Source organism: Solibacillus sp. FSL K6-1781 (assembly GCF_038630735.1).
In the GTDB taxonomy this organism is placed as follows: domain Bacteria; phylum Bacillota; class Bacilli; order Bacillales_A; family Planococcaceae; genus Solibacillus; species Solibacillus silvestris.
Window position 1 is genome coordinate 791,989 of sequence record NZ_CP152038.1, and the last position, 21,649, is coordinate 813,637.

Sequence of the window (21,649 nt, forward strand, 5' to 3'; positions counted from 1 at the left end):
GAAGTGAGGTGGGAATTGTGACGTTACGAGTTATAACAGGACGGGCAGGCACGGGGAAAACGACTTTGATACACCGTGAAATAGTCAATGATTTAAAAACAAATATATTTGGACATCCAATTTTTATATTAGTTCCTGACCAAATGTCGTTTACAACAGAATATGAGCTGACGACGAACTATGACATTGAAGGAATGATGCGTGCACAGGTTATGACATTCAAACGGCTGGCCTGGTTTGTGCTGCAAAATGAAGGAGGTATCGCCCACGAACGTATTGACGGCACAGGGTACCGCATGCTGTTACGACGTATTTTGGAAGAACATCAGGAAGAGTTCCTATTATTTAAACGCGCGGCAGGTAAACCCGGTTTTACGAAAGAAGTCGAGCAGATTTTAAAGGAATTCAGCCAATATCATATCGATGTGGAAACAATCGAGCCATTGATCGAGTCATTAAGATTAAATGGGGCAAGTGAAGTACTGCTTCATAAATTACATGACCTGAATATTATTTTAAAGCAGCTGCATGAACGGATCGGGACAGATTATATTGATGGCGATGGCTATTTCCCGCTGTTAATTGAACGTATTCCGAAAATGGAAAGCTTGCGCAATACCGATATTTATCTGGACGGGTTTGTTTCGTTTAATGGACAGGAATTTGCCATTTTAAAAGAGCTGCTTATTTATGCGAAGAGTGTCACAATTGTGCTCCCGATGGAAGACCCGCAAATGGATCTACTGGAAGGCTCGGTATTTTACAGAGCTGCGATGACGTATGACAAAATAAAGAATGAGCTGCAAAAGTTACGATTCGAACGAGGAATTGATATTGAAGAGGAGCCGCGTGTTCATTTAGAAGTAAACTACCGTGCGACAAATCGGGACTTGCTCCATATTGAACATTGCTTCGACAAAATTACCGATAGACCAGTCGAATCAACGGGGCACACGAAAATATTGGAAGGCGTAAATCCGCGCGCAGAAGTGCAAGGTATTGCCCAGGAAATTAAACAGCTCGTTCTGGAAAAGGGGCTGCGTTATAAAGATATCGGGATTATGTACCGTCAGGCAGATGTATATGATGCGATTATCGGAACGACCTTTAAACAGTATGAAATTCCGTTTTTCTCAAATGAGAAGCGGGCAATGCTTTATCACCCGCTTATCGAATTTAGTCGATCTGTACTGGAAATTATCACAACTAACTGGAAATACGAACCGATTTTCAGAAGTATAAAAACAGATCTGTTCTTCCCATATGGAGCCAACTTAGTCGCGATGAGAGACAGAGCGGATATTTTGGAAAACTTCGTCATTGCGAAAGGGATTGTTCATGACCGTTGGATGAAAGAGGAAGTATGGCATTACCGCCGCTTTAAATCACTGGAAAAAGTAAACGCGGTTCAGACAGAAGACGAGCTGGAGCATGAACAGCTTTTGAAATCGGTACGTGACTTAATCCGTGAACCGGTACTGGCATTGCAGAACCGGTTGAAAGGCAAAAAGACAGGCCGTGAAATTGTCGTTGCACTGTATGAATTTATGGAGCAGCTTGATATTTATAAAAAGCTGCTAAAAATGCAGGAGCAGGAAGAGCAGTCCGCTTCATTGCATCAGTCATTGGAGCATGAGCAGGCGTGGAATGGCTGGATTTATATTCTGGAGCAGTTTGACCTGATGTTCGGCGATAAAGTTATGCCGTTGGAAGAAGTTGCGCAAATTTTGGATGAAGGTTTTGAAACACTTGAATTTGCAAGTGTACCGCCAACATTGGATGAAGTGACCGTTTCGACTGTCGAGTTTGCACGATTTGATAATAAAAAGGCGATTTTCGTAATTGGTGTCAATGATGGGGTGTACCCGATGCGTATGGAAGCGGGAGGTCTGCTGTCTGATGATGAGCGTGAAACATTTGAAAAAATCGATGTGGAACTTGCACCAGGTATAAAAAGCAGGCTTCTGCAGGAAAGCTTCCTCTTTTACCGGGCAATTTCTTCATCGACACAATATTTATATATTACGTATGCAAATGCAGATGAGGAAAGTAAAAGCAAACTGCCATCACTTTATATTAACCGCCTTCACAGCATGTTTGAAATGACGGAAAACCGCGGCACACCAGATGAACAATCGGTTCGTACACTGCCGCATCGGAAAATTGCGATGGACCCGCTTGATGAGTTCCAAAAAGACAATGTGCTCAATTATATACAGCACCCATCACCAGCAATTGGCTTCTTAATGACCCAGCTGAAGCAGGCGCAGCACGAGCGACGTCCACTTACCGAAGAATGGGCAGCATTAAAAGCTTTTTACGAACGGGAACAGCGCTGGAAAGATGTGCTGAATGTCGTGGAAAAACCTTTATATACGACAAATGAAGCGGAGCCTCTAACGGAAGAAGTAGCGACAGCATTGTATGGCGAAGATTTCTTGGCGAGTGTGTCGCGTATCGAACGCTTTTACAGCTGTCCGTATTCGCATTTTGCGTCCTACGGGCTGAAACTGCAGGAGCGTACAGAATTCAAGCTGGAAACGTTCGCGATGGGCGATCTGTTCCATGAGGCGATCCGGACGATTTTATCAGAGAAAGAGGCATCGATTCCGCTCACAACATATGTAGCGTGCTATAAAAAAGCGGATGAAACGATTTCAAAACTGGCGGATTATTTCTCTTACAGTATTCTGAAGAGCAGTCACCGTTTCGAATATATTAAAACAAAGCTTGTGAAAATTGTTGCCCGTACGATTTATGCGCTCATTAATCAAAGTGAGCTGTCGAAGTTTAAAGCGATTGCTCATGAAAAGCCATTTGGGAAGCGCGACGATAAAAATACGGAACAGGATGACCGCAATCCGCTGGAAGCACTGAAAATTGATTTGGAACATAACCGGAAAATGTATGTACGCGGGCAAATTGACCGGATCGATGCATATAAAGATGCGGAAAACCTGTATTTGCGTGTCATCGATTATAAATCTAGCGGCCGTAAGCTCGATTTTACAGAAGTATATAACGGGATTTCACTGCAGCTGTTGACGTATTTGGATGTAGCGATGAAAAATATCCCGATAATCGCACGCGAAGGAAAGTTCATCCAGGACTTATCGGAGCTGGAAAATATCATTGTCCAGGCGGCAGGGATGTTCTATCTCCATGTGCATAATCCGCTTATTCCGACAGAGGACTATGAGCAGTATGAGCGTGTGGAAAGTTTACGTCAGGAGAAGTTCAAGTTAAGCGGCTATATGGTAAAAGATGTGGAAGTGGCACAGTTGATGGACAAGTCACTCGAGCCGAGTAAAACATCGATTATTGTGCCGGCAGCGTTTAAAAGCGGCGAGAATCCGGAATTTAACAACCGTTCATCAAAAGTGATTGAACAGGACCAGATGGAAAACCTGCAGGAATTTGTACACTATAAATTCCGTCAAGCGGGCAATGAGATTTACCGCGGAAATACGGAAATTAAACCGTACAGCCTAGGGAATCAAAAGGCTTGTACGTATTGCAGCTTTAAATCGGTTTGCCAGTTCGACCAGTCGGAAACCGGCAACAGCTATAATGAAATAAAAAAACAGCCGGAACAGGAAGTATTCGAAAATATTAAAAAGGTGGTATGTGCAGATGACAATTCCAGTGAAGCCGAATGATGTTCAATGGACAGATGTGCAGTGGAAAGCCATCTATGCATCCGGTCATGACATATTAGTATCGGCAGCGGCCGGTTCGGGAAAAACGGCCGTATTGATCGAGCGACTGATTCAAAAGATGTTAGCGCCTGAAGACAAGCGCATTGATGTAGATGAGCTGCTCGTCGTAACGTTTACAAATGCCTCGGCTGCGGAAATGCGTAACCGTATGGCAGAAGCGCTTGAAAAGGAGCTTGCCCAAAATCCGAACAACCAATTTCTTCGCCGTCAGTTAAGTTTACTGAACAAAGCACAAATCTCTACATTGCATTCATTCTGTTTATCGATTTGCCGTGAATATGCATACACGATAGACCTGGACCCAGGTTTCCGTCTGGCAAGTACGGAGGAAGCTTCATTATTACAGGATGATGTGCTGATGGATGTGCTTGAAAAGGCATACCGCGGTGATATGGAGGCATTGTTCACGAAAGAGGAGCTTTATACATTAATCGACAGCTTTGCGTCTGACCGCAGTGACCAGGCGATTGAGCTGTTGCTGCAGGAAATGTATAAAGTATCGCGCGTACAGCCAAACCCGTATGAGTGGCTGCGTGCATTGCCGGAAAAATATAATATTGATCCGGAAAGTCCAATTGATGAACTGGTCATTGCGCAGGAAGTCCGCCCGTTTATTATCGGGAGCCTGAGAGAAATTGCCACTCGTCTTGAAAAAGGATTGCAAATTGTGTCCGTTACACCAGCGTTAGAGAAAAATAAGCCATTGTTTGAAGCTGAATATACAGGGGTTATGCATGTACTCAAGGCAATGGAAGAAGGTTCATGGGAACAGGCATATGAGCTGATTCCAGCTGTTGAGTTCGGACGGATCAAGCCATTGACGAAAAAGGATACCGAGGAAGATAAACAATATTATGCGGTGGCGAAAAATCATCGTGATACGGCAAAAGAAATGCTGTCTGATTTAAAGGAAACATTTTTTGCACGCCATCCAAAGTTGTATGTACAGGAAATGGCGGCGACAAAGCCTATTTTGGAAACGCTCGTAAAACTGACGATTGAATACAGTGAAGCGTTTAAAAAGGCGAAGCAGGAGCGTGGCCTGCTTGATTTTTCGGATTTGGAGCATTATGCACTGGAAATTTTGACGGATGAAGAAAGTACGTCAAATCCCCCTCTGCCATCTGATGTCGCCTTGAATTTCCAGAAGCGTTTCAAAGAAGTGCTTGTCGATGAGTATCAGGACGTCAATTTTTTGCAGGAAACAATTTTACAGCTTGTGAAAAATGGCGGGGAGCAGGACGGGAATATGTTTATGGTTGGCGATGTGAAACAAAGCATCTACGCGTTCCGACTTGCAGAGCCACGTCTTTTCCTAGATAAATATAAGCGATTTGAAGAAGACCCGTCCGGAACAGGAATGAAAATTGACTTGAATGCCAATTTCCGTAGTCGTTCGGAAGTGCTGGAAGGTACGAACTATGTGTTTGAACAAATTATGGATGAAGAAGTCGGTGAAATTGCATACGATGAACAGGCAAAACTGAAGTTCGGGGCGAGCTATGATGAACAGCAAGTACCGATTGAATTAGTCTTACTGGAAGGTGATTCAAAAGCGCAAATCATTCCGGGAAGCGAAGAGGGTTCAGAGGAAGAGAGCATCAGCTCAGCACAGCAGGAAGCGCGCTACATTATACAGCGCATCCGTGATTTAGTCGATCGTGGTGGACAAGTATACAATCCGAAAACGAAATCGATGCGCCCTGTCAGCTACCGCGATATTGTCGTATTGATGCGTTCGCGTACATGGTATACGACTTTTGCGGAGGAATTCAAATTGGCCGGCCTTCCGCTCTATGCCGAAACGGACGGCGGTTATTTTGAATCGCTAGAAGTCATGATTATGATTAACACGTTAAAAGTCATCGACAACCCGTATCAGGATATTCCGCTGGCGTCTGTACTGCGTGCTCCGTTTATCGGGTTAACTGAAAATGAACTGGCAAAAATCCGTTTAATTAATGGAAAAGTCCCTTTTTATGAAGCGTTAAAACAATATAAAGAAGAGGCAACGGGTGACATGCCAATTGAAACTGAAGCTAAGCTTGATAAGTTCTTTACGATGCATCAGAAATGGCGCCAGTTTTCCCGTCATGGGGCATTGGCTGATTTAGTATGGCAAGTGTATTTAGATACGAATTATTATGAAATGGTCGGCGCGATGGCGAACGGCAAGCAGCGACAGGCGAACTTACGGGCACTGCATGACCGTGCATTAAGCTATGAAAAATCGTCATTCCGCGGATTATTCCGCTTCCTGCGTTTTATCGACCGCATAAGTTCGCGCGGAGACGATTTAGGGATTGCGAAATCAACAAGTGAAGCCGATGATGTCGTGACATTGCTTACAATCCATAAATCAAAAGGGCTTGAATATCCGGTCGTGTTTGTAGCGGGGATGAGCCGGACTTTCAATACAAAAGACTTAGGCAGCCGCTATATTTTCGATCAGGATTTCGGTTTGGCGATTAAATCGGTCAATCCGGATTTAAATATCATTTCGACCTCTTTGCCGCATTTATATGTGAAGGAGAAAAAGCTGGCGAAAATGAAGGCGGAGGAAATGCGTGTTTTATATGTTGCGATGACTCGTGCAAAGGAACGACTTATTTTAGTCGGTTCGATTAAAGACTGGGAGAAGCAGAAGGAAGAATGGGCATTTTATCAGGAGCTGGAGGAGACGGTGCTTCCTGCATACATTCGTTCAAAAGCGAACAGTTATTTAAGCTGGGTCGGTCCGGCTGTTGCCCGACATAATGATTTCCTGTTTGCCGATTACGGCTATTCGAATGAAGCGGCAACAACAGAAAAGTGGACAGTCCGCATTATTCCAAACCGCGACTATTTGCTTGCCAATGAAGCGGAAACGGTAGAGCAGGAAGTGGTTGAACAGGCTGTGAATGAAGAGCTGGTGGAGCTGCTGACAAAACGCTTTACAACACCATACCCGTATGCAAATGCGGTGTCGAAAAAATCGAAAACGTCGGTGTCAGAGCAAAAGCGTCTCGAAAGTTTGCAGCAAATGGAAGAAGAGCAGCTTTACAATATGGAAGCGAAGCGCTACGTAAAAACCGATGTACCAAGCTTTATGCTGAAAGGGAAAAAAGAACGTAAACTTTCCGCAACCGAAGTCGGTACAGCTGTCCATGCCGTTATGCAGCATATCCCGCAGCAAGGATTTGCATCGATTGAAGAGACAAAACAGTATATCCAATCACTCGTAGAACGTCAGCTTCTGCAGAAAATTGAAGCAGATGCGGTTTCGGCAGAAAAGGTATTCGCCTTTTTTGAAACAGAAATAGGTGGGCGTTTTAAAAAAGCGAAACAAGTGCTGCGTGAAGAACCATTTACACTTAGTTTGAAAGATCAGGAAGGGGACGCCCAAATTATTCAAGGTGTCATCGACTGTATTTTTGAAGATGAACAGGGGAACTGGGTACTTCTTGATTATAAAACGGACTATATCGAACAATATTTATTAGGCGATTTTGAGAAAATTAAACAAAAAATGACAAAGTCGTACCAAATTCAATTAAACTATTATCAGCATGCTGTCCAATCAATTAAGCGTATTCAAATAAGTGAACGCATTTTATATTTATATAGTATTGGACAAGAAGTGAAAATAGATTAGGGGGATTTGACGGTGGATTTTCGCCCAGTAGGTACGAAAGAGCGTGTTGCGACACTCGATATATTGCGTGGGGTAAGTTTGCTCGGCATTCTATTAGTGAATATGTTTGGATTTTACTTACCAATGCCGCATATAGCGGATTTAGGAAGCTGGTTTAACGAAGTGCAGGATATCATACTCCAGCAGCTTTTGGATATTTATGTACAAAGTAGCTTTTATCCGTTATTTTCTATGCTGTTCGGGTATGGACTAGCTATGCAATATATTAAAGCAAAGGAGACGGGCGCCGATTTTTACCGGTTTGCACCGAAGCGTCTCATTTTGTTGTTTTGCATCGGGATGTTTCATGCAGTTGTTATTTGGTGGGGCGATATTTTAGCGACGTACGCGTTTTGCGGTGTATTTTTAATCGCGCTTATTCGGTTAAAGGCAAAATGGCTCCTGCTTATAGCGATTGCGGTTAATGCTTTGTATCATGGTTTTAATTTAAGTTTATATGTTGCGGCAGGCTTTTTTACGGCATCAACGGATAGTTTTTCTGTCGATATTGAAGCAATTCAAAGTGCCTTAACAGCATACGGTATCGGGAACTGGACAGATGCATTTATGCAGCGTCTGGATGATTTATCGATTCAGATGGGTGTCATGATGTGGATTTCGTCTTTATTTACGATATTACCTTATATGCTGTTTGGCGCAGCACTTGCGAAATGGCGTCTCATCGAGCAAGCGAAAGAAAAAATCGCTGTTTGGATCATTCTGGCTGTAGCTGGTATTGGCGGTGGACTTTATATGAAGAGCTTGCCAATTGCCGGTGACCAAACATTCGGCAATGAATACTTGCAAGTTTACATTGGCGGACCGATGCTGGCGATAGGCTATATGGCAGTCATCACATTGCTGACACAATTGCCGGTCATTGTGAAACTGCTGTCGCCAATTGCAAAGGCTGGCCGTATGTCTCTTACGCTCTATCTGATGCAGTCCGTCATTTGTACGGTACTGTTCTACAATTGGGGATTCGGTTTATATGGAAAAGTAGATGTGCAGATGGGGATTTATATGGCGGTCGGAATTTTCGTCATCCAAGTACTGTTTGCAGAAATCTATTTCTCAAAATATAAACAAGGGCCGATTGAAGCGTTGCTGAAAAGATTTACTTACGGCAAACCCGCAGAACGTAAATCGTGAACAAAGAATACGGAATTGTAAAAAGTTTTATGCGCCGAACGCTTAGTTTTACGTATTAAGTCCCTTTTTGTCAGAAAAGTAAGGCAATTGTTTTTATTTTAATGTATGATGTAAAAAAACAGAAGGAGTGCTCCACGTTATGAAATTGTTATCATTTAAAGTAAACGAACAAGTAAAGTTTGGCCCAAAAGTAAAAAAAGAAGAGGCAGTTTGGGATGTTATCGAAATCCAAAACCAACTTAATGTACTAAAAGACTTTCCGAAAACAATTATTGACGGGATTGCACATGGCTATGAATTTGTTGAGCAAGTTCGTAAATTAGTAGAGGCAGCTCAGAATCATGAAGATGGTGCTCAGTTCAAACTGGCTTATTCTGATATTGAGTGGCTGTCGCCAGTTCCTCGTACACCGAAAAATATTTTATGTGTTGGTAAAAATTACAGTGATCATGCCCGTGAAATGGGTGCAGAAAAGGCACCGGAACATATCGTTGTCTTCACAAAGTCACCAACTGCAATTGCCCCGGATGAATCAACATTACCTGTGCATGCAGATGTGACGGATTCTCTTGATTATGAAGGAGAGTTGGCTGTCGTAATCGGCAAGCGCGGAAAAAATGTTCCAAGAGCAATGGCATTTGATTATGTGTTCGGCTATACAATTGCCAATGATCTTACAGCCCGTGATGCACAGGAGAAGCATAAACAGTTCTTCTTAGGCAAGAGCTTGGAAGGCAGCTGTCCAATGGGGCCGTATTTAGTAACAAAAGATGAGATTCCTGATCCGCATGCATTGTCCATTGTGACGAAAGTAAATGGTGAAGTACGTCAAAACGGTTCGACAAAAGATATGCTGTTTTCCGTTTCCGAAATTATTGAGACAGTTTCTAAATATGTCACATTAGAGCCAGGCGATGTTATTTTAACAGGTACGCCGGCCGGAGTCGGAAAAGGGATGAACCCGCCGCAATTTTTAAAAGCAGGCGATGAAGTGAAAATTGCAATTGAAGGAATCGGGACTTTAGCAAACCGATTTGCTTGATGAAATTAGGATATTCATAGCTGCAGATTGCTAGATTCGCTATTAATAGGGCAGTAGATTTTCTGGTATAGGGAAATCTACTGCTTTTTTGCGGAAAAGTTTCATTTTTTTATGACAACTCATAGAACACTTGGCAGATTCAATTGAATTTAAAGGGCTTTACATGGTAGGATATTGGCTGTAGAGAATAAATAGAAGAGGTGGAAAAATCGTGGATTTCTTAACTAGTACGACACATATGCACATCACGACTTGGGTAATAGCATTAATATTATTCTTTATCGCTGCATTATCCGGCAAAAAGATGAAAGCAGTACACATGATTTTACGTGTAATGTATATTTTAGTAATCGTTACAGGGTTGTCTTTATTCCTGGAATGGCGCGACAAGATTTCTGAAAGCGGCATGAACTATGATATGAAAGTTTTATTTGGTATTTTAGTAATCGGCTTTATGGAAATGGTGCTAGTACGCAAAAACAAAGGCAAATCTGTCAACATGTTCTGGGTACTATTCGGTATCGTTCTATTAATCACATTATACTTAGGCTTAAGCATGGGTATCGGTGTAAACTTCTAATAAAGGTTGAAGCGTGTAAAAAGTGGAGGTGGCTTTTTACACGCTTTTTTGTATGGTGTAAGGGCAGCGGTGAGAGGTTCTACATTATCTCCGGAAATTTCTACATTCGTCGCAAATCTTTCTCCTTTAAGGGAGAATTGTTCCACATTAGATTCAAGTTGTTCTACTTTTCCGGCCCATCGTTCTTCATTTCACCCCCAAAGTTCTAATATCCCCGGAAGTTACTACGAAAACTTCTACTAAAAGACACCCCGCTACCAATTTCTAACATTCTATAATAATCCATACACATTTTTGTCACGTATTTGCCGAATTTCCTATAAATAACTTTTTAAGCTAGCTACGTTTGTACCTTTTTTGGTAAAATGACGTTGGACTGTATATGAAAGAGAGGGAAATGAATGGGATTTAATAAATGGTTTCGTACATTGGCTGCGGGTGTGCTGCTTTCGACTTCATTGTCAGTTGCTGCTGTTGCAAATGCGGAAAAAGAGCGTACGATTGCAGATGAAAGTATATATGACGTTTTAGTGGACCGTTTCTTTAATGGTACCGGTAAAAATGATGATGATACAGTAAATACACAGGACCCGATGATGTTTGCAGGCGGGGATTTCAATGGTTTGCTGAAGAAAATTGATTATGTCGCAAATATGGGGTATACAATGCTTTCGATTGGCTCTGTATTTGAGACTGAAAAATATGATGGATCGATGCCAACGAGCTACACAATGTTTGACCACCGATTTGGTACAGCCGAGGAATTTAAAAAAATGGTCGAGGCTTATCAAAAACGTGACATTAAAATAATGGTAGATTTCCCTATTTCCAATGTAAGTCCAAACCATGAACTTTCAGAAAAACAAGGATTTGCAGCATCTGAAAACGACGGGAAAATACAGTGGGACTTAAAGAATGAAGAAGTACAGAATGAGCTGATCAACAGTGCTGTACAATTTGTGAGTACATATAAATTAGACGGGGTTCGTCTGACGAATATCGAACAAGCCGATACTGCATTTTTAAATCGCTTTATCGAGCAGTTAAAAGCAGCAGGTGCTTATACAATTGCGAATGCGGAAAGTGATGCAAATTTTGACGCGAAATTTTACAGTGATACTGCTTCAAACTTCACAAATGCATTTAAAAATGTCGATTTAAATACGACTGTACTAGAGCCTCATATCGAGGAAATGCTTTCAGGGACACCGGTTTTGTCGATGACGGATACGATTTGGTCGGATCGCTTCACATTGGCGGCAACAGAGGAAGGTATGTATCCGCCGACACGGAGTAAAATTTCCATCGCGAGCACACTCTTACTTCCAGGTGTACCAGTAGTGCAATATGGGTCTGAAATTGCGATGAATGGGGAAGCGGGTGTTGAAGCACACCAATACTACAATTTTAAAACGGATTCAGAATTAGCCGATTATGTAGGAAAGCTCCAGTCATTAAGAAATGATTCCGAGACATTGCGTAACGGGGAATTTAAATGGCTTGTAAATGAAGACGGCTATCTTGTATTCGAACGCAAATCCGATGAGGAAACATGGATTGTTGTCATTAATAATAGTAGTAAGACAAAACGTGTGCATATTCCGGTAGCTGAGCTAGGTGAAGGAAAAGAAGTTCGCGGCATGTTCAACAGTGAAATTATTCGTGAAAATAAGGACGGCAATTATGCGATTATTTTAGACCGCGAAATGGTGGAAGTGTACCAGGTGATTGAAGCGCGGGGTATTAACACTTCTTACATTGTGGCACTTGGTTTGGTCGTTGTATTATATACAGCATTTATGATTGCTATTATGAAGCGCGGGAAAAAACGCCGTGCCGAGAATTCAGCACAATAAAAACAGCCTGGAGAAGCAGACCACATGCTTTTCCAGGCTGTTTATATTTTAGCTGTTACAGTTTCAAGCGGTCCTGCAAAAATTTCGCAATACCGTCTTCATTGTTCGATAATGTAATTTCATTGGCGATTGTTTTCAAATCGTCAATTCCGTTACTCATCGCAACCCCAACACCAGCGTAATCAATCATCTCCAAGTCATTGTCCTCATCGCCAAATGCAATGATGCGTTCGCGCGGAATGCCCATTTCTTTTGCGATATAGTCGATCCCTACCGCTTTACTTAACCCTTTATGGACAATTTCGATAATTGGGAAAGGCGCCCCCCAACGTCGATGCTCAATCAGCTCAGCGTGGACATCCTGCAAATGCTTGCGGATAATCGGTGTATTAACATCGTCGGCTTGAATGAGTAAACTTGTCGGGTCTTCCTTTAATGTATTTTTCAGATCGCCTGTTAAAATATTGGGGTTACCCATATGCAGCAACTGAAGCACACCTTCATCTTCACGATGAAGATATACATCATCCATTACTTCGGCGATTAAGTTGTCGTATTCATATTTATGAACAGATTCTACAACATCGTGGACTACGCTTAAATCGACTGTTGTATGAATCGCTTTCCACATCGGGTTTTTAGGGTGGTGGATGAGGGCTCCGTTAAAATTGACAATCGGGGTTGTTAAACTCAACTCCTGATAATAAAGCTGACTCGCACGATACGGACGTCCTGTCGCAATCATCACCTGATGACCGGCTTCCTTTGCTTTCAACAACGTTTCCTTTGTCAGCAAAGAAATCTTTTTCTCGTCCGTCAATAAAGTGCCGTCTAAATCTAATACAATTAAATGTTCGTTCATAAGAGTAAGCCTCCTTTAGCCTGGGTATAATTGTAACGTGCAAATTTAGCATTCGTCAAAGTTTTGAAACATTGACCAATTTTTGCTAATGTAAACAAAGAGGTGAGTAATTTGATAGTTAATAAAGAACAATGGAAGTCCATTCCACTACTGCATGTATATGATGAAACGATGGATGAGCAAACACCGGTCGTTATTTTTCTTCATGGGTTTTTGAGCGCAAAGGAACATAATTTACATTACGCTTATCAGTTTGTGCAGCAAGGTGTACGCGTTATACTACCGGATGCATTATTGCATGGTGAGCGCTCGAATCAATTGACGGAAGATCAGATGAACTTTAACTTCTGGAAAATTGTATTAAAGTCGGTGGAAGAAGTACATACTATTTATGAAGAATTGAAGCTGAAAAACTTAGCTGGGAGCAAAGTTGGGATTGCCGGCACTTCAATGGGCGGAATCGTCACATCAGGCTGTTTAGCAATCTATCCATGGATTGAAACGGCAGGTATTTGCATGGGAACGACAAGCTATACGAAACTGGCTCTTCATCAAGTAGAGGAATTAAAGCAAAAGGGCGTAACCTTCCCATTGTCTGAAGAACAGCAAACTGGTCTGATTCAAATGCTGCAAAAATTCGATATGGAACAGCATGAGGATCTATGGGCAAACAAACCAATTATTTTCTGGCATGGTGAGCGCGATACGGTCGTTCCTTATCATATGAGCCGAGATTATGTTGAACAACTAGAAAAAGAAAAAAAAGCAGAACATATTACTTATTTGGCAGAACAAAAAGCAGGCCATGCCGTATCGAGAAATGGGATTTTGCAAGTCACGCAATTTATGGCGCAATGTTTGGCATAAACCATACGTTCTGCTATGATTAACAATAACACCATGGCGAAAGGGGAAATTTAAAAATGGCAATTGATCACGATATGAAAGAAAGTATGTTAGGTGCATTGGAAAACGTAATTGACCCTGAGTTAGGCATTGATATCGTCAACTTAGGTTTAGTATATGAAGTGGATTTAACAGACGAGGGCTTAGCAATTGTTACAATGACATTAACATCAATGGGCTGTCCGCTTGCTCCGGTAATTGTTGACCAAGTAACAACTGCACTTAGTGAATTACCGGAAGTAAAAGAAGTAAAAGTTGACATCGTTTGGCAACCGGCATGGTCTAAAGACAATATGTCCCGTTATGCAAAAATGGCATTAGGTATTCGTTAATAAAAGTAAATAAATCAGTAGAAATTCGGTCATTTTGCATAAAGGCAAAGTGATCGATTTTTTTTACGAACTTATATGCGAAGGAATCTGGGTGTAATTATTTGTTGTTTGACCAATTTTGACTTATAATTGAATTAATCAAAAAAGGTCAAACTAAATGAAAGGGTGCACTGTATGCAATTTAATCAAACTCAAGATAATCGTCCGCCATTAGAACAATTTGGACGTAATTTAATTGAACAAGTAAAAAAAGGTAAGATGGATCCGGTTATCGGACGAGATGAAGAAATCCGAAACGTCATTCGTATTCTGTCACGTAAAACAAAAAACAATCCGGTCCTCATCGGTGAACCAGGTGTTGGTAAAACAGCAATCGTCGAAGGATTGGCACAGCGTATCGTGAGACGGGATGTACCTGAAGGATTGAAAGATGCGGAGCTTTATGAACTGGATATGAGTGCGCTCATTGCCGGGGCATCGTATCGCGGACAGTTTGAAGAGCGACTGAAATCTGTATTAAAACAAGTGAAAGAATCAGAAGGACGCATCATTTTATTCATCGATGAGATTCATACAATTGTCGGTGCAGGGAAAACGGACGGAGCAATGGATGCAGGAAATATGCTGAAACCAATGCTTGCACGCGGTGAACTGCATTGTATTGGAGCAACAACATTGGACGAGTACCGCATGTATATCGAAAAAGATCCTGCATTGGAACGCCGGTTCCAGCAAGTAATGGTGCGTGAACCTTCTATTGAAGATACGGTATCCATTTTACGCGGTATAAAAGATCGATTTGAAGAACATCATCGTGGCGTACGCATTCATGACCGCGCAATTATTGCAGCGGCCCAGCTGGCAAACCGCTATATTACAGACCGCTTTTTACCGGATAAGGCGATTGATCTCGTTGATGAGGCATGTGCAATGATCCGTATTGAAATCGATTCAATGCCACAGGAACTGGATCAGTTAACGCGCCGTCTTACACAGCTTAAAATTGAGCAGCAGGCTTTGAAAAAAGAAAAAGATGACGCGAGCAAAAAGCGCCTTGAAATAATTACTGATGAAATTGATACATTGGAAACTTCGATTAAATTGATGAAAGAACAGTGGGAGCTTGAAAAAAACGGCTTGCAAATCGTGCGGGATAAAAAAGATGAACTGAAAAAAATGGAGGCCGAACGCGACGACTTATTTATTTCAGGCAATAATTTAGCGCGGGCAAGTGAGCTCCAATACAGTAAAATTCCACAGCTTGAAAAGGAAATCTCCGAGCTGGAACAGCAGCTGAAACAGTCGGAAGGTAACCGCATGCTGCGTGAAGAAGTGACGGAAGAGGAAATTGCTAAAATCATTTCACGCTGGACAGGTATTCCGGTAACGAAACTTGTTGAAGGTGAACGCGAAAAGCTGCTCCGTTTAAAAGATACGCTGCATGAACGGGTAGTCGGTCAGGACGATGCGGTAACTTATGTAACAGAAGCAGTATGGCGTGCACGTTCAGGTATTAAAGATCCGAATAAACCGATCGGAAGCTTCCTGTTTCTAGGACCGACTGGTGTCGGAAAAACCGAATTGGCTAAAGCATTGGCCGCACAATTATTCGATTCAGAAGATCATTTCATCCGTATTGATATGAGCGAGTATATGGAGAAACATTCAGTGTCGCGACTCGTCGGAGCACCTCCAGGCTATATTGGTTATGAAGAAGGCGGTCAGCTGACAGAAGCGGTACGCCGCAACCCGTATTCCGTTGTACTCTTGGATGAAATCGAGAAGGCGCATCCGGATGTCGCGAATATTTTACTGCAAGTGCTGGATGATGGCCGCATTACGGATAGCCAAGGACGGATGGTCAACTTTACGAATACCGTCATTATTTTGACATCGAATATCGGCTCGCAGTTTTTACTGGAAGGATCAGAAGAATCAGAACAGCTTGTCCAAACGGCATTACGCCAACACTTTAAGCCAGAGCTGTTAAACCGTATGGATGATATTATTATGTTCCATGCCTTATCGAACGAGCACTTCCATAAGATTGCATGGAAATATGTAAAGCAGCTTCAAGATAGAGTTGCCGAACAGGAAATTACATTGTCTGTGGATGCTGAAGTGGTCGACTGGATTGTGAAGCATGGGATTGATCCGCAATTCGGTGCACGTCCATTAAAACGCTTTGTCCAACGCCATTTAGAAACGATTGTTGCACGTGAACTGTTAAAAGGGGAAGTCACAGCAGGTGGAACATTGTCAATTGCATTGGAAAATGAAGAGCTGGTTATAAATTCAAATTAAGGGTGAAGACAGCTTGTGCGTGTATGCGTACAAGCTTTTTGTATGTAAGGGATATGCTAATAAGGCTGACTGAAGTTCTAATAAAAATGAAGAAGTTCTAATAAAAGCCGGAAGTTCTAATATAAATGTCGGTTGTTCTAATAAGAGGTCCTACTGTTCAAATAAACAAGCCAACTTTTCTAATATCAAGTATGTAACTTCTAATATTGTATAGAAGCGTTCTAATAAAAAATGAGGCAGTAAAGCGCCGCAACAAATAGAGCGGTAAATAACAAGGGGCTGTCCAGTAATTTTACCGGACAGCCCCTTGTTATCTATTAATGATGCTCTGCTTCTGCTTCTGGAGTTGATTCGTTTGGAATGATTGCAGCGATAATAATAACTAATACGCTGAATACTAATGATACGATTACGCCATTCATGAAGTTAAAATCTACACTTAATACAGAACTTACTACATAGTTTAGCATTGAAACTAATAAGAATGACCAAAAGAACGTAATGATATATTGCATCAAATTCACCTCATTGAACTTATTTATAACGTTATTGTGAAATTACATCTTCAATATCATACCACAAGCCTTCATGAAATTAAAAGGGCGAATCAAATTATTCTTCAAGTTGTCATAAATGCCTGTTTTTATCGCTTTTTTAAGTAGGAATTAACAGGAAAATAGAGAAGATTAGCTCGAATTTGTTTCGTTAACAATGTTCGTTTTTAAGAATTGTTTCATTAAAAAATTTAAACGTAATAAACGTCCATCCGCATTTCAATTTCTCTACGATGTTTCTCAGTTATTATAGCCAATTTAATGGGGAGAAAAACAAGAATAAATGTCCAATTCCTCGTTTTCCGGAAATTTTAATTGTGTTCAAAATAATTATGCTCTATAATTAGTACCAACTACTAATAATTAGTTATATTTTTTGATTCACGAGAAAACAAGGGGGCTATTATATGAATGCCGGTATTATAGGGATGGGGAAATATGTTCCGGAAAAAGCTATACCAAATAAGGATTTTGAAAATGTTTTAGATACATCAGATGAGTGGATTCGTTCTCGTACAGGTATTGGAAACCGTTTTATCGCTGAGAATGAAGAAACATCGGATTTAGCATATAAAGCAGCAGTGCAAGCGATTGAAAACGCAGGTATTACGCCAGATCAAATCGGTTTAATCGTAGTGGCAACCGTTACACAGGATCAGAATTTCCCGAGTGTAGCTTGTCAGATTCAAGAGCGACTTGGAATATCGGGATGTGGCGCAATGGATGTGTCCGCTGCATGCTCAGGATTTATTTATGGAACGGCTATTGCCAAACAATTTATTGAGAGTAATAGTTATGAATATGTGTTAGTAGTAGGTGTTGAAAAACTGTCGAAAATTGTGGATTGGGATGATCGCAACACGGCTGTCCTTTTTGGAGATGGTGCAAGTGCGGCCGTTCTCGGAAAAGTTTCGGAAGGGCGCGGTATTCTGGCTTTCGAACTAGGAGCTGACGGAACAGGTGGAAAGCATCTTTATTTAAATCCTAAAAATCACATTGCGATGAATGGTCGTGAAGTATTTAAATTTGCGGTTCGTCAAATGGGCGAGTCGGCTGTAAATGTCATTGAAAAGGCAGGTATGACAAAGGAAGATGTCGATTATTTAGTGCCGCATCAGGCAAACATCCGCATTATGGAAGCCGCAAGAGAGCGTCTTGACTTGCCAGAGGAAAAAATGTCGAAAACAATCCAAAAATACGGCAATACATCTGCTGCTTCAATCGGAATTTCGATTGTAGAAGATTTGGAGTCTGGTAAAATCAAAGATGATGATATCGTTGTTTTAGTCGGTTTCGGCGGTGGGCTTACATGGGGAGCGCTCGCATTAAAGTGGGGTAAATAAAAACTTGGGCTCCTGGGGGAATGGTACAATATTTTTCCCTTTGGAAAGCGTTCGACTAAAATGGAAATTAACCTTTAAATAGAGGAAAGAACTTAACTTAGAAAAGGGTGTTAAATAATGGAGAAAAGAAGAGTTGTTGTTACAGGAATCGGTGCAGTAACGCCAGTAGGAAACAGTGCAGAGCAAGCCTGGGAAAATGTAATTGCAGGCAAGTCTGGTATTGGACCATTAACACGAATTGATACGAGTAAGTTTACTGTGTCTGTAGCGGCAGAAGTAAAAGACTTTAATATAGAAGAATATATTGAAAAGAAGGAAGCGCGCAAAATGGACCGCTTTACACATTATGCGATCGCTGCTTCTATGATGGCTGCAAAAGATGCCAACTTGACTATTACAGAGGAAATGGCGCCACGCGTAGGCGTATGGATCGGGTCAGGGATCGGCGGAATGGAAACGCATGAGCAGCAGTTTTTAACTTTCCAGGAACGCGGTGTTCGACGTGTGAGCCCGTTTTTCGTACCAATGATGATTCCAGATATGGCTTCAGGTCAAGTATCGATTTATCTTGGGGCAAAAGGGGTCAACTCTTGTTCCGTAACGGCTTGTGCATCGGGAACTAACTCGATTGGTGATGCGTTTAAAGTAATTGAACGTGGAGACGCGGATGTGATGATTACGGGTGGAGCAGAGGCGCCGATCGTAACAATGGCGGTTGCAGGCTTCAGTGCAAACACAGCGTTATCGTTAAATCCGGACACGGCTACTGCATCACGTCCATTTGATAAAAACCGTGACGGCTTCGTTATAGGTGAAGGTGCAGGGATTTTAATTTTAGAAGAATATGAACATGCGAAAGCGCGCGGTGCTAAAATTTACGGAGAAGTCGTTGGTTATGGTTCAACAGGGGATGCCCACCATATTACAGCACCGGCTCCAAACGGTGAAGGTGCAGCACGTGCGATGCAAATGGCGATCGATGATGCACAAGTATCTCCTGACCGCGTTGGTTATATTAATGCACACGGTACGAGTACACCATATAATGACTTATTTGAAACACAGGCAGTCAAAACTGTTTTTGGTGACCATGCCTATAAATTGGCGATGAGTTCAACGAAAAGTATGACAGGCCATTTATTAGGTGCAGCAGGCGGGATTGAGGCAATCTTTACGGTACTTGCATTGAAGGAAGGCATTTTGCCGCCGACAATGAATTTACAGGATCCGGATCCGGAATGTGACCTGGACTATGTACCAAATGCCGCACGAAAAGCGGAAGTTGAATATGCGTTAAGCAATTCACTGGGCTTTGGCGGACATAATGCTTGTTTATTATTCAAAAAATATACAGATTAATAAATGACAAAAAACGAACGTGCTTCTTCTATCGCACGTTCGTTTTTCGTATAGTTGTACGAAGGATGGTGTTTTGACACGCTTCGTACTATTTTTATTTTTTTATGGGCTCAGTGTCATGTCGATCAGTAATATGATTCTATACTTGAATTACCGCACGCTCGGCTATTCATGGCATGCTGTATTACTGTACATTGTACATGGAGCAGAGTTGTATCTGCTGATTGTTGCTATTGGTGGGATGATTAGCGTCGTTTACGGCCTAAGCCCATCGCGTTCTCCATTTTCTTGAGTGTTTTAGAGGCAATGGCATTCGCTTTTACTGCACCCTCATCCAAAATTTCATCAAGTTCCGGTGAGGCAATCAGTGCATAATAGCGTTCTTGAATTGGTGTTAAATGGTCAATAACAGCCTGCGCTACTCCAGCTTTAAAATCACCATAGCCTTTGCCTTCATACTTTGCTTCTAAATCTGCAATCGCTGTACCGGATAGCGCAGATTCAATAATAAGCAAGTTCGATACACCCGGTTTGTTTTCAATATCAAATTTAACGATTCCCTCAGAATCTGTTACAGCGGATTTGATTTTCTTTTCGATTTCTTTTGCTGTATCAAGCAGGCGAATCGTAGCTTTTGAATTTGTATCGGATTTTGACATTTTTTTCGTTGGCTCCTGCAATGACTTGATACGAGCGCCTTCTTTCGGCAATTGAATATCAGGAATCGTTAATACATCATTGTAGCGCTTATTGAAACGTTCAGCTAAATCGCGTGTTAATTCAATATGCTGCTTTTGGTCTTCACCAACTGGTACGATGTCTGTATTGTACAGAAGGATATCGGCAGCCATTAACGGCGGGTATGTTAAAAGTGCGGCAGAAACGGATTCTTTACCTGTCGATTTGTCTTTAAACTGTGTCATGCGCTCTAATTCTCCGATTGAAGCGATACATTGAAGCATCCAGCCTGCTTGGGCATGAGCAGGGACTTCTGACTGAATAAATAAAATCGATTTTTTCGGATCAATGCCACATGCGATATACATTGCTGCCAATGAGCGAATATTTTTTCGTAACTCAAGGCGGTCCTGTGGCACAGTAATTGCGTGCTGATCCACGATGCAATAAATGGCGTTGTTGTTTTCCTGTAAAGCGGGGAATTGTTTAATCGCACCGATATAATTCCCTAAAGTAATTGTTCCTGTTGGTTGTACACCTGAAAAGATGGTTTTCATTGGGTGTTCCTCCTTAAAAATCAAATGAAAATAAAAAAACATCATGCGTCCTCTATTCGAAAATAGAAGGGACGAATGATGTTAAAATCCGCGGTACCACCCAGCTTGCCTCAATTGGCCACTTTACTTCGTAACGTGAAGGCGACGAGCTGGACTACTAATAGAAACGTTCATCAAGCTAACTCGGAAGTCCATTCCATTTAACGAATGATCTGTTTGCACCAACCACAGACTCTCTAGGCATTCAAATTAAATGTACTACTCTTCGTCATCGTTTTTCATAATCTTGAATGGATTATAACGTAAGTATTGAAAAGAAAGCAATTGTTTTATTTAAAGAAATAGGAATAAAACAAAGTGAAAATGGAAATAGTAGTAAATAGATAATTATATTTTAAGAAATGGCATGATATTATCTGACTTTTTTCTCAATTACAATTTGATAAATGAGAAAAAACTTTAAAAATCAGTACGTTTTATTTTACTATTTTATGGGTAAATTTTAATATGGCGCAAAATTCTAGAAAGTGTGCTTATTAGAGAGAAATACGTAATAAAATTTGTTACGTAAGTTGAATTATTTGTTGACATTGTATATTCAAACATGGGTTATTCATGTATAATGGGAACAGAATCTTAAATTAAATTAATTCTAAATTGAGTTTTATTTATACATTTGTGCTTCTTCATAAAAGGAAGCAACATCTAGCAATTGAATTGAAATCAATTAGA

General features: G+C 41.4%; 14 protein-coding genes and 1 other annotated feature. Of the genes, 11 read left to right on the forward strand and 3 right to left on the reverse strand.

Features of this window, described 5'->3' with window-relative positions:
• Positions 1 to 17 precede the first annotated feature (17 nt).
• From addB to MHH37_RS03775, 6 genes are all read left to right on the forward strand, one after another.
• On the forward strand, positions 18 to 3,659 hold the full coding sequence (gene addB / locus MHH37_RS03750; protein ID WP_342575054.1) for a helicase-exonuclease AddAB subunit AddB: 3,642 nt from the start codon (positions 18 to 20) through the stop codon (positions 3,657 to 3,659).
• The gene (gene addA / locus MHH37_RS03755; protein ID WP_342575055.1) at positions 3,634 to 7,353 is read left to right on the forward strand and encodes a helicase-exonuclease AddAB subunit AddA; all 3,720 of its coding nucleotides are present in this window, start codon (positions 3,634 to 3,636) and stop codon (positions 7,351 to 7,353) included. Before addB ends, addA begins: the two co-directional genes overlap by 26 nt.
• 12 nt (positions 7,354 to 7,365) lie before the next feature.
• The gene (locus MHH37_RS03760; RefSeq protein ID WP_342575056.1) at positions 7,366 to 8,544 is read left to right on the forward strand and encodes a DUF418 domain-containing protein; all 1,179 of its coding nucleotides are present in this window, start codon (positions 7,366 to 7,368) and stop codon (positions 8,542 to 8,544) included.
• Between the two features lie 139 nt (positions 8,545 to 8,683).
• Positions 8,684 to 9,586: a fumarylacetoacetate hydrolase family protein gene (locus tag MHH37_RS03765; protein WP_342575058.1), complete on the forward strand. Its 903-nt coding sequence runs from the start codon at positions 8,684 to 8,686 to the stop codon at positions 9,584 to 9,586.
• A 211-nt stretch (positions 9,587 to 9,797) separates the two neighbouring features.
• Positions 9,798 to 10,166, forward strand: coding sequence for a YisL family protein (locus tag MHH37_RS03770; protein WP_014824620.1), 369 nt, complete (start codon positions 9,798 to 9,800; stop codon positions 10,164 to 10,166).
• 401 nt (positions 10,167 to 10,567) lie between these two features.
• The gene (locus tag MHH37_RS03775; RefSeq protein ID WP_342575060.1) at positions 10,568 to 12,022 is read left to right on the forward strand and encodes an alpha-amylase family glycosyl hydrolase; all 1,455 of its coding nucleotides are present in this window, start codon (positions 10,568 to 10,570) and stop codon (positions 12,020 to 12,022) included.
• A 55-nt stretch (positions 12,023 to 12,077) separates the two neighbouring features.
• On the opposite strand, the gene MHH37_RS03780 is transcribed toward MHH37_RS03775, so the two are convergent.
• A complete protein-coding gene (locus MHH37_RS03780) occupies positions 12,078 to 12,884 on the reverse strand; it encodes a Cof-type HAD-IIB family hydrolase (RefSeq protein WP_008403583.1) in 807 nt (268 codons plus the stop codon).
• Between the two features lie 102 nt (positions 12,885 to 12,986).
• On the opposite strand from MHH37_RS03780, the gene MHH37_RS03785 reads away from it, so the two are divergent.
• The 3 genes from MHH37_RS03785 (at position 12,987) to MHH37_RS03795 (ending at position 16,426) form a co-directional block, all read left to right on the forward strand.
• A complete protein-coding gene (locus MHH37_RS03785; RefSeq protein WP_339263863.1) occupies positions 12,987 to 13,751 on the forward strand; it encodes a prolyl oligopeptidase family serine peptidase in 765 nt (254 codons plus the stop codon).
• A gap of 62 nt (positions 13,752 to 13,813) precedes the next feature.
• Positions 13,814 to 14,122 carry a metal-sulfur cluster assembly factor gene (locus MHH37_RS03790; RefSeq protein ID WP_039966323.1) on the forward strand — a complete coding sequence of 103 codons (309 nt, stop codon included), beginning with the start codon at positions 13,814 to 13,816 and terminating at the stop codon, positions 14,120 to 14,122.
• Between the two features lie 174 nt (positions 14,123 to 14,296).
• Positions 14,297 to 16,426: an AAA family ATPase gene (locus MHH37_RS03795; RefSeq protein WP_342575064.1), complete on the forward strand. Its 2,130-nt coding sequence runs from the start codon at positions 14,297 to 14,299 to the stop codon at positions 16,424 to 16,426.
• A 317-nt stretch (positions 16,427 to 16,743) separates the two neighbouring features.
• On the opposite strand, the gene MHH37_RS03800 is transcribed toward MHH37_RS03795, so the two are convergent.
• A complete protein-coding gene (locus MHH37_RS03800; protein ID WP_008403579.1) occupies positions 16,744 to 16,941 on the reverse strand; it encodes a YjzD family protein in 198 nt (65 codons plus the stop codon).
• A 446-nt stretch (positions 16,942 to 17,387) separates the two neighbouring features.
• Here MHH37_RS03800 and MHH37_RS03805 point away from each other — a divergent pair, with 446 nt between their 5' ends.
• Both MHH37_RS03805 and fabF read left to right on the forward strand, forming a co-directional pair.
• Complete coding sequence (locus MHH37_RS03805; RefSeq protein ID WP_342575067.1) at positions 17,388 to 18,323, forward strand: beta-ketoacyl-ACP synthase III; 936 nt, start codon at positions 17,388 to 17,390, stop codon at positions 18,321 to 18,323.
• Positions 18,324 to 18,440: 117 nt separating this feature from the next.
• On the forward strand, positions 18,441 to 19,682 hold the full coding sequence (gene fabF, locus MHH37_RS03810; protein ID WP_008403577.1) for a beta-ketoacyl-ACP synthase II: 1,242 nt from the start codon (positions 18,441 to 18,443) through the stop codon (positions 19,680 to 19,682).
• A 245-nt stretch (positions 19,683 to 19,927) separates the two neighbouring features.
• Here the strand turns inward: fabF and trpS are convergent, their stop codons facing one another.
• Positions 19,928 to 20,917: a tryptophan--tRNA ligase gene (gene trpS / locus MHH37_RS03815; protein ID WP_342575069.1), complete on the reverse strand. Its 990-nt coding sequence runs from the start codon at positions 20,915 to 20,917 to the stop codon at positions 19,928 to 19,930.
• Positions 20,918 to 20,981: 64 nt separating this feature from the next.
• Positions 20,982 to 21,198: a binding site (T-box leader), on the reverse strand.
• Positions 21,199 to 21,649: the final 451 nt, after the last annotated feature.

What these genes read in the sequence shown, in the direction of transcription:
- addA (WP_342575055.1), top strand. Translation starts at nt 3,634, where the DNA reads ATGACAATTCCAGTGAAGCCGAATGATGTTCAATGGACAGATGTGCAG.
- MHH37_RS03765 (WP_342575058.1), top strand. Translation starts at nt 8,684, where the DNA reads ATGAAATTGTTATCATTTAAAGTAAACGAACAAGTAAAGTTTGGCCCA.
- MHH37_RS03775 (WP_342575060.1), top strand. Translation starts at nt 10,568, where the DNA reads ATGGGATTTAATAAATGGTTTCGTACATTGGCTGCGGGTGTGCTGCTT.
- MHH37_RS03780 (WP_008403583.1), bottom strand. Translation starts at nt 12,884, where the DNA reads ATGAACGAACATTTAATTGTATTAGATTTAGACGGCACTTTATTGACG.
- MHH37_RS03795 (WP_342575064.1), top strand. Translation starts at nt 14,297, where the DNA reads ATGCAATTTAATCAAACTCAAGATAATCGTCCGCCATTAGAACAATTT.
- MHH37_RS03800 (WP_008403579.1), bottom strand. Translation starts at nt 16,941, where the DNA reads ATGCAATATATCATTACGTTCTTTTGGTCATTCTTATTAGTTTCAATG.
- MHH37_RS03805 (WP_342575067.1), top strand. Translation starts at nt 17,388, where the DNA reads ATGAATGCCGGTATTATAGGGATGGGGAAATATGTTCCGGAAAAAGCT.
- fabF (WP_008403577.1), top strand. Translation starts at nt 18,441, where the DNA reads ATGGAGAAAAGAAGAGTTGTTGTTACAGGAATCGGTGCAGTAACGCCA.
- trpS (WP_342575069.1), bottom strand. Translation starts at nt 20,917, where the DNA reads ATGAAAACCATCTTTTCAGGTGTACAACCAACAGGAACAATTACTTTA.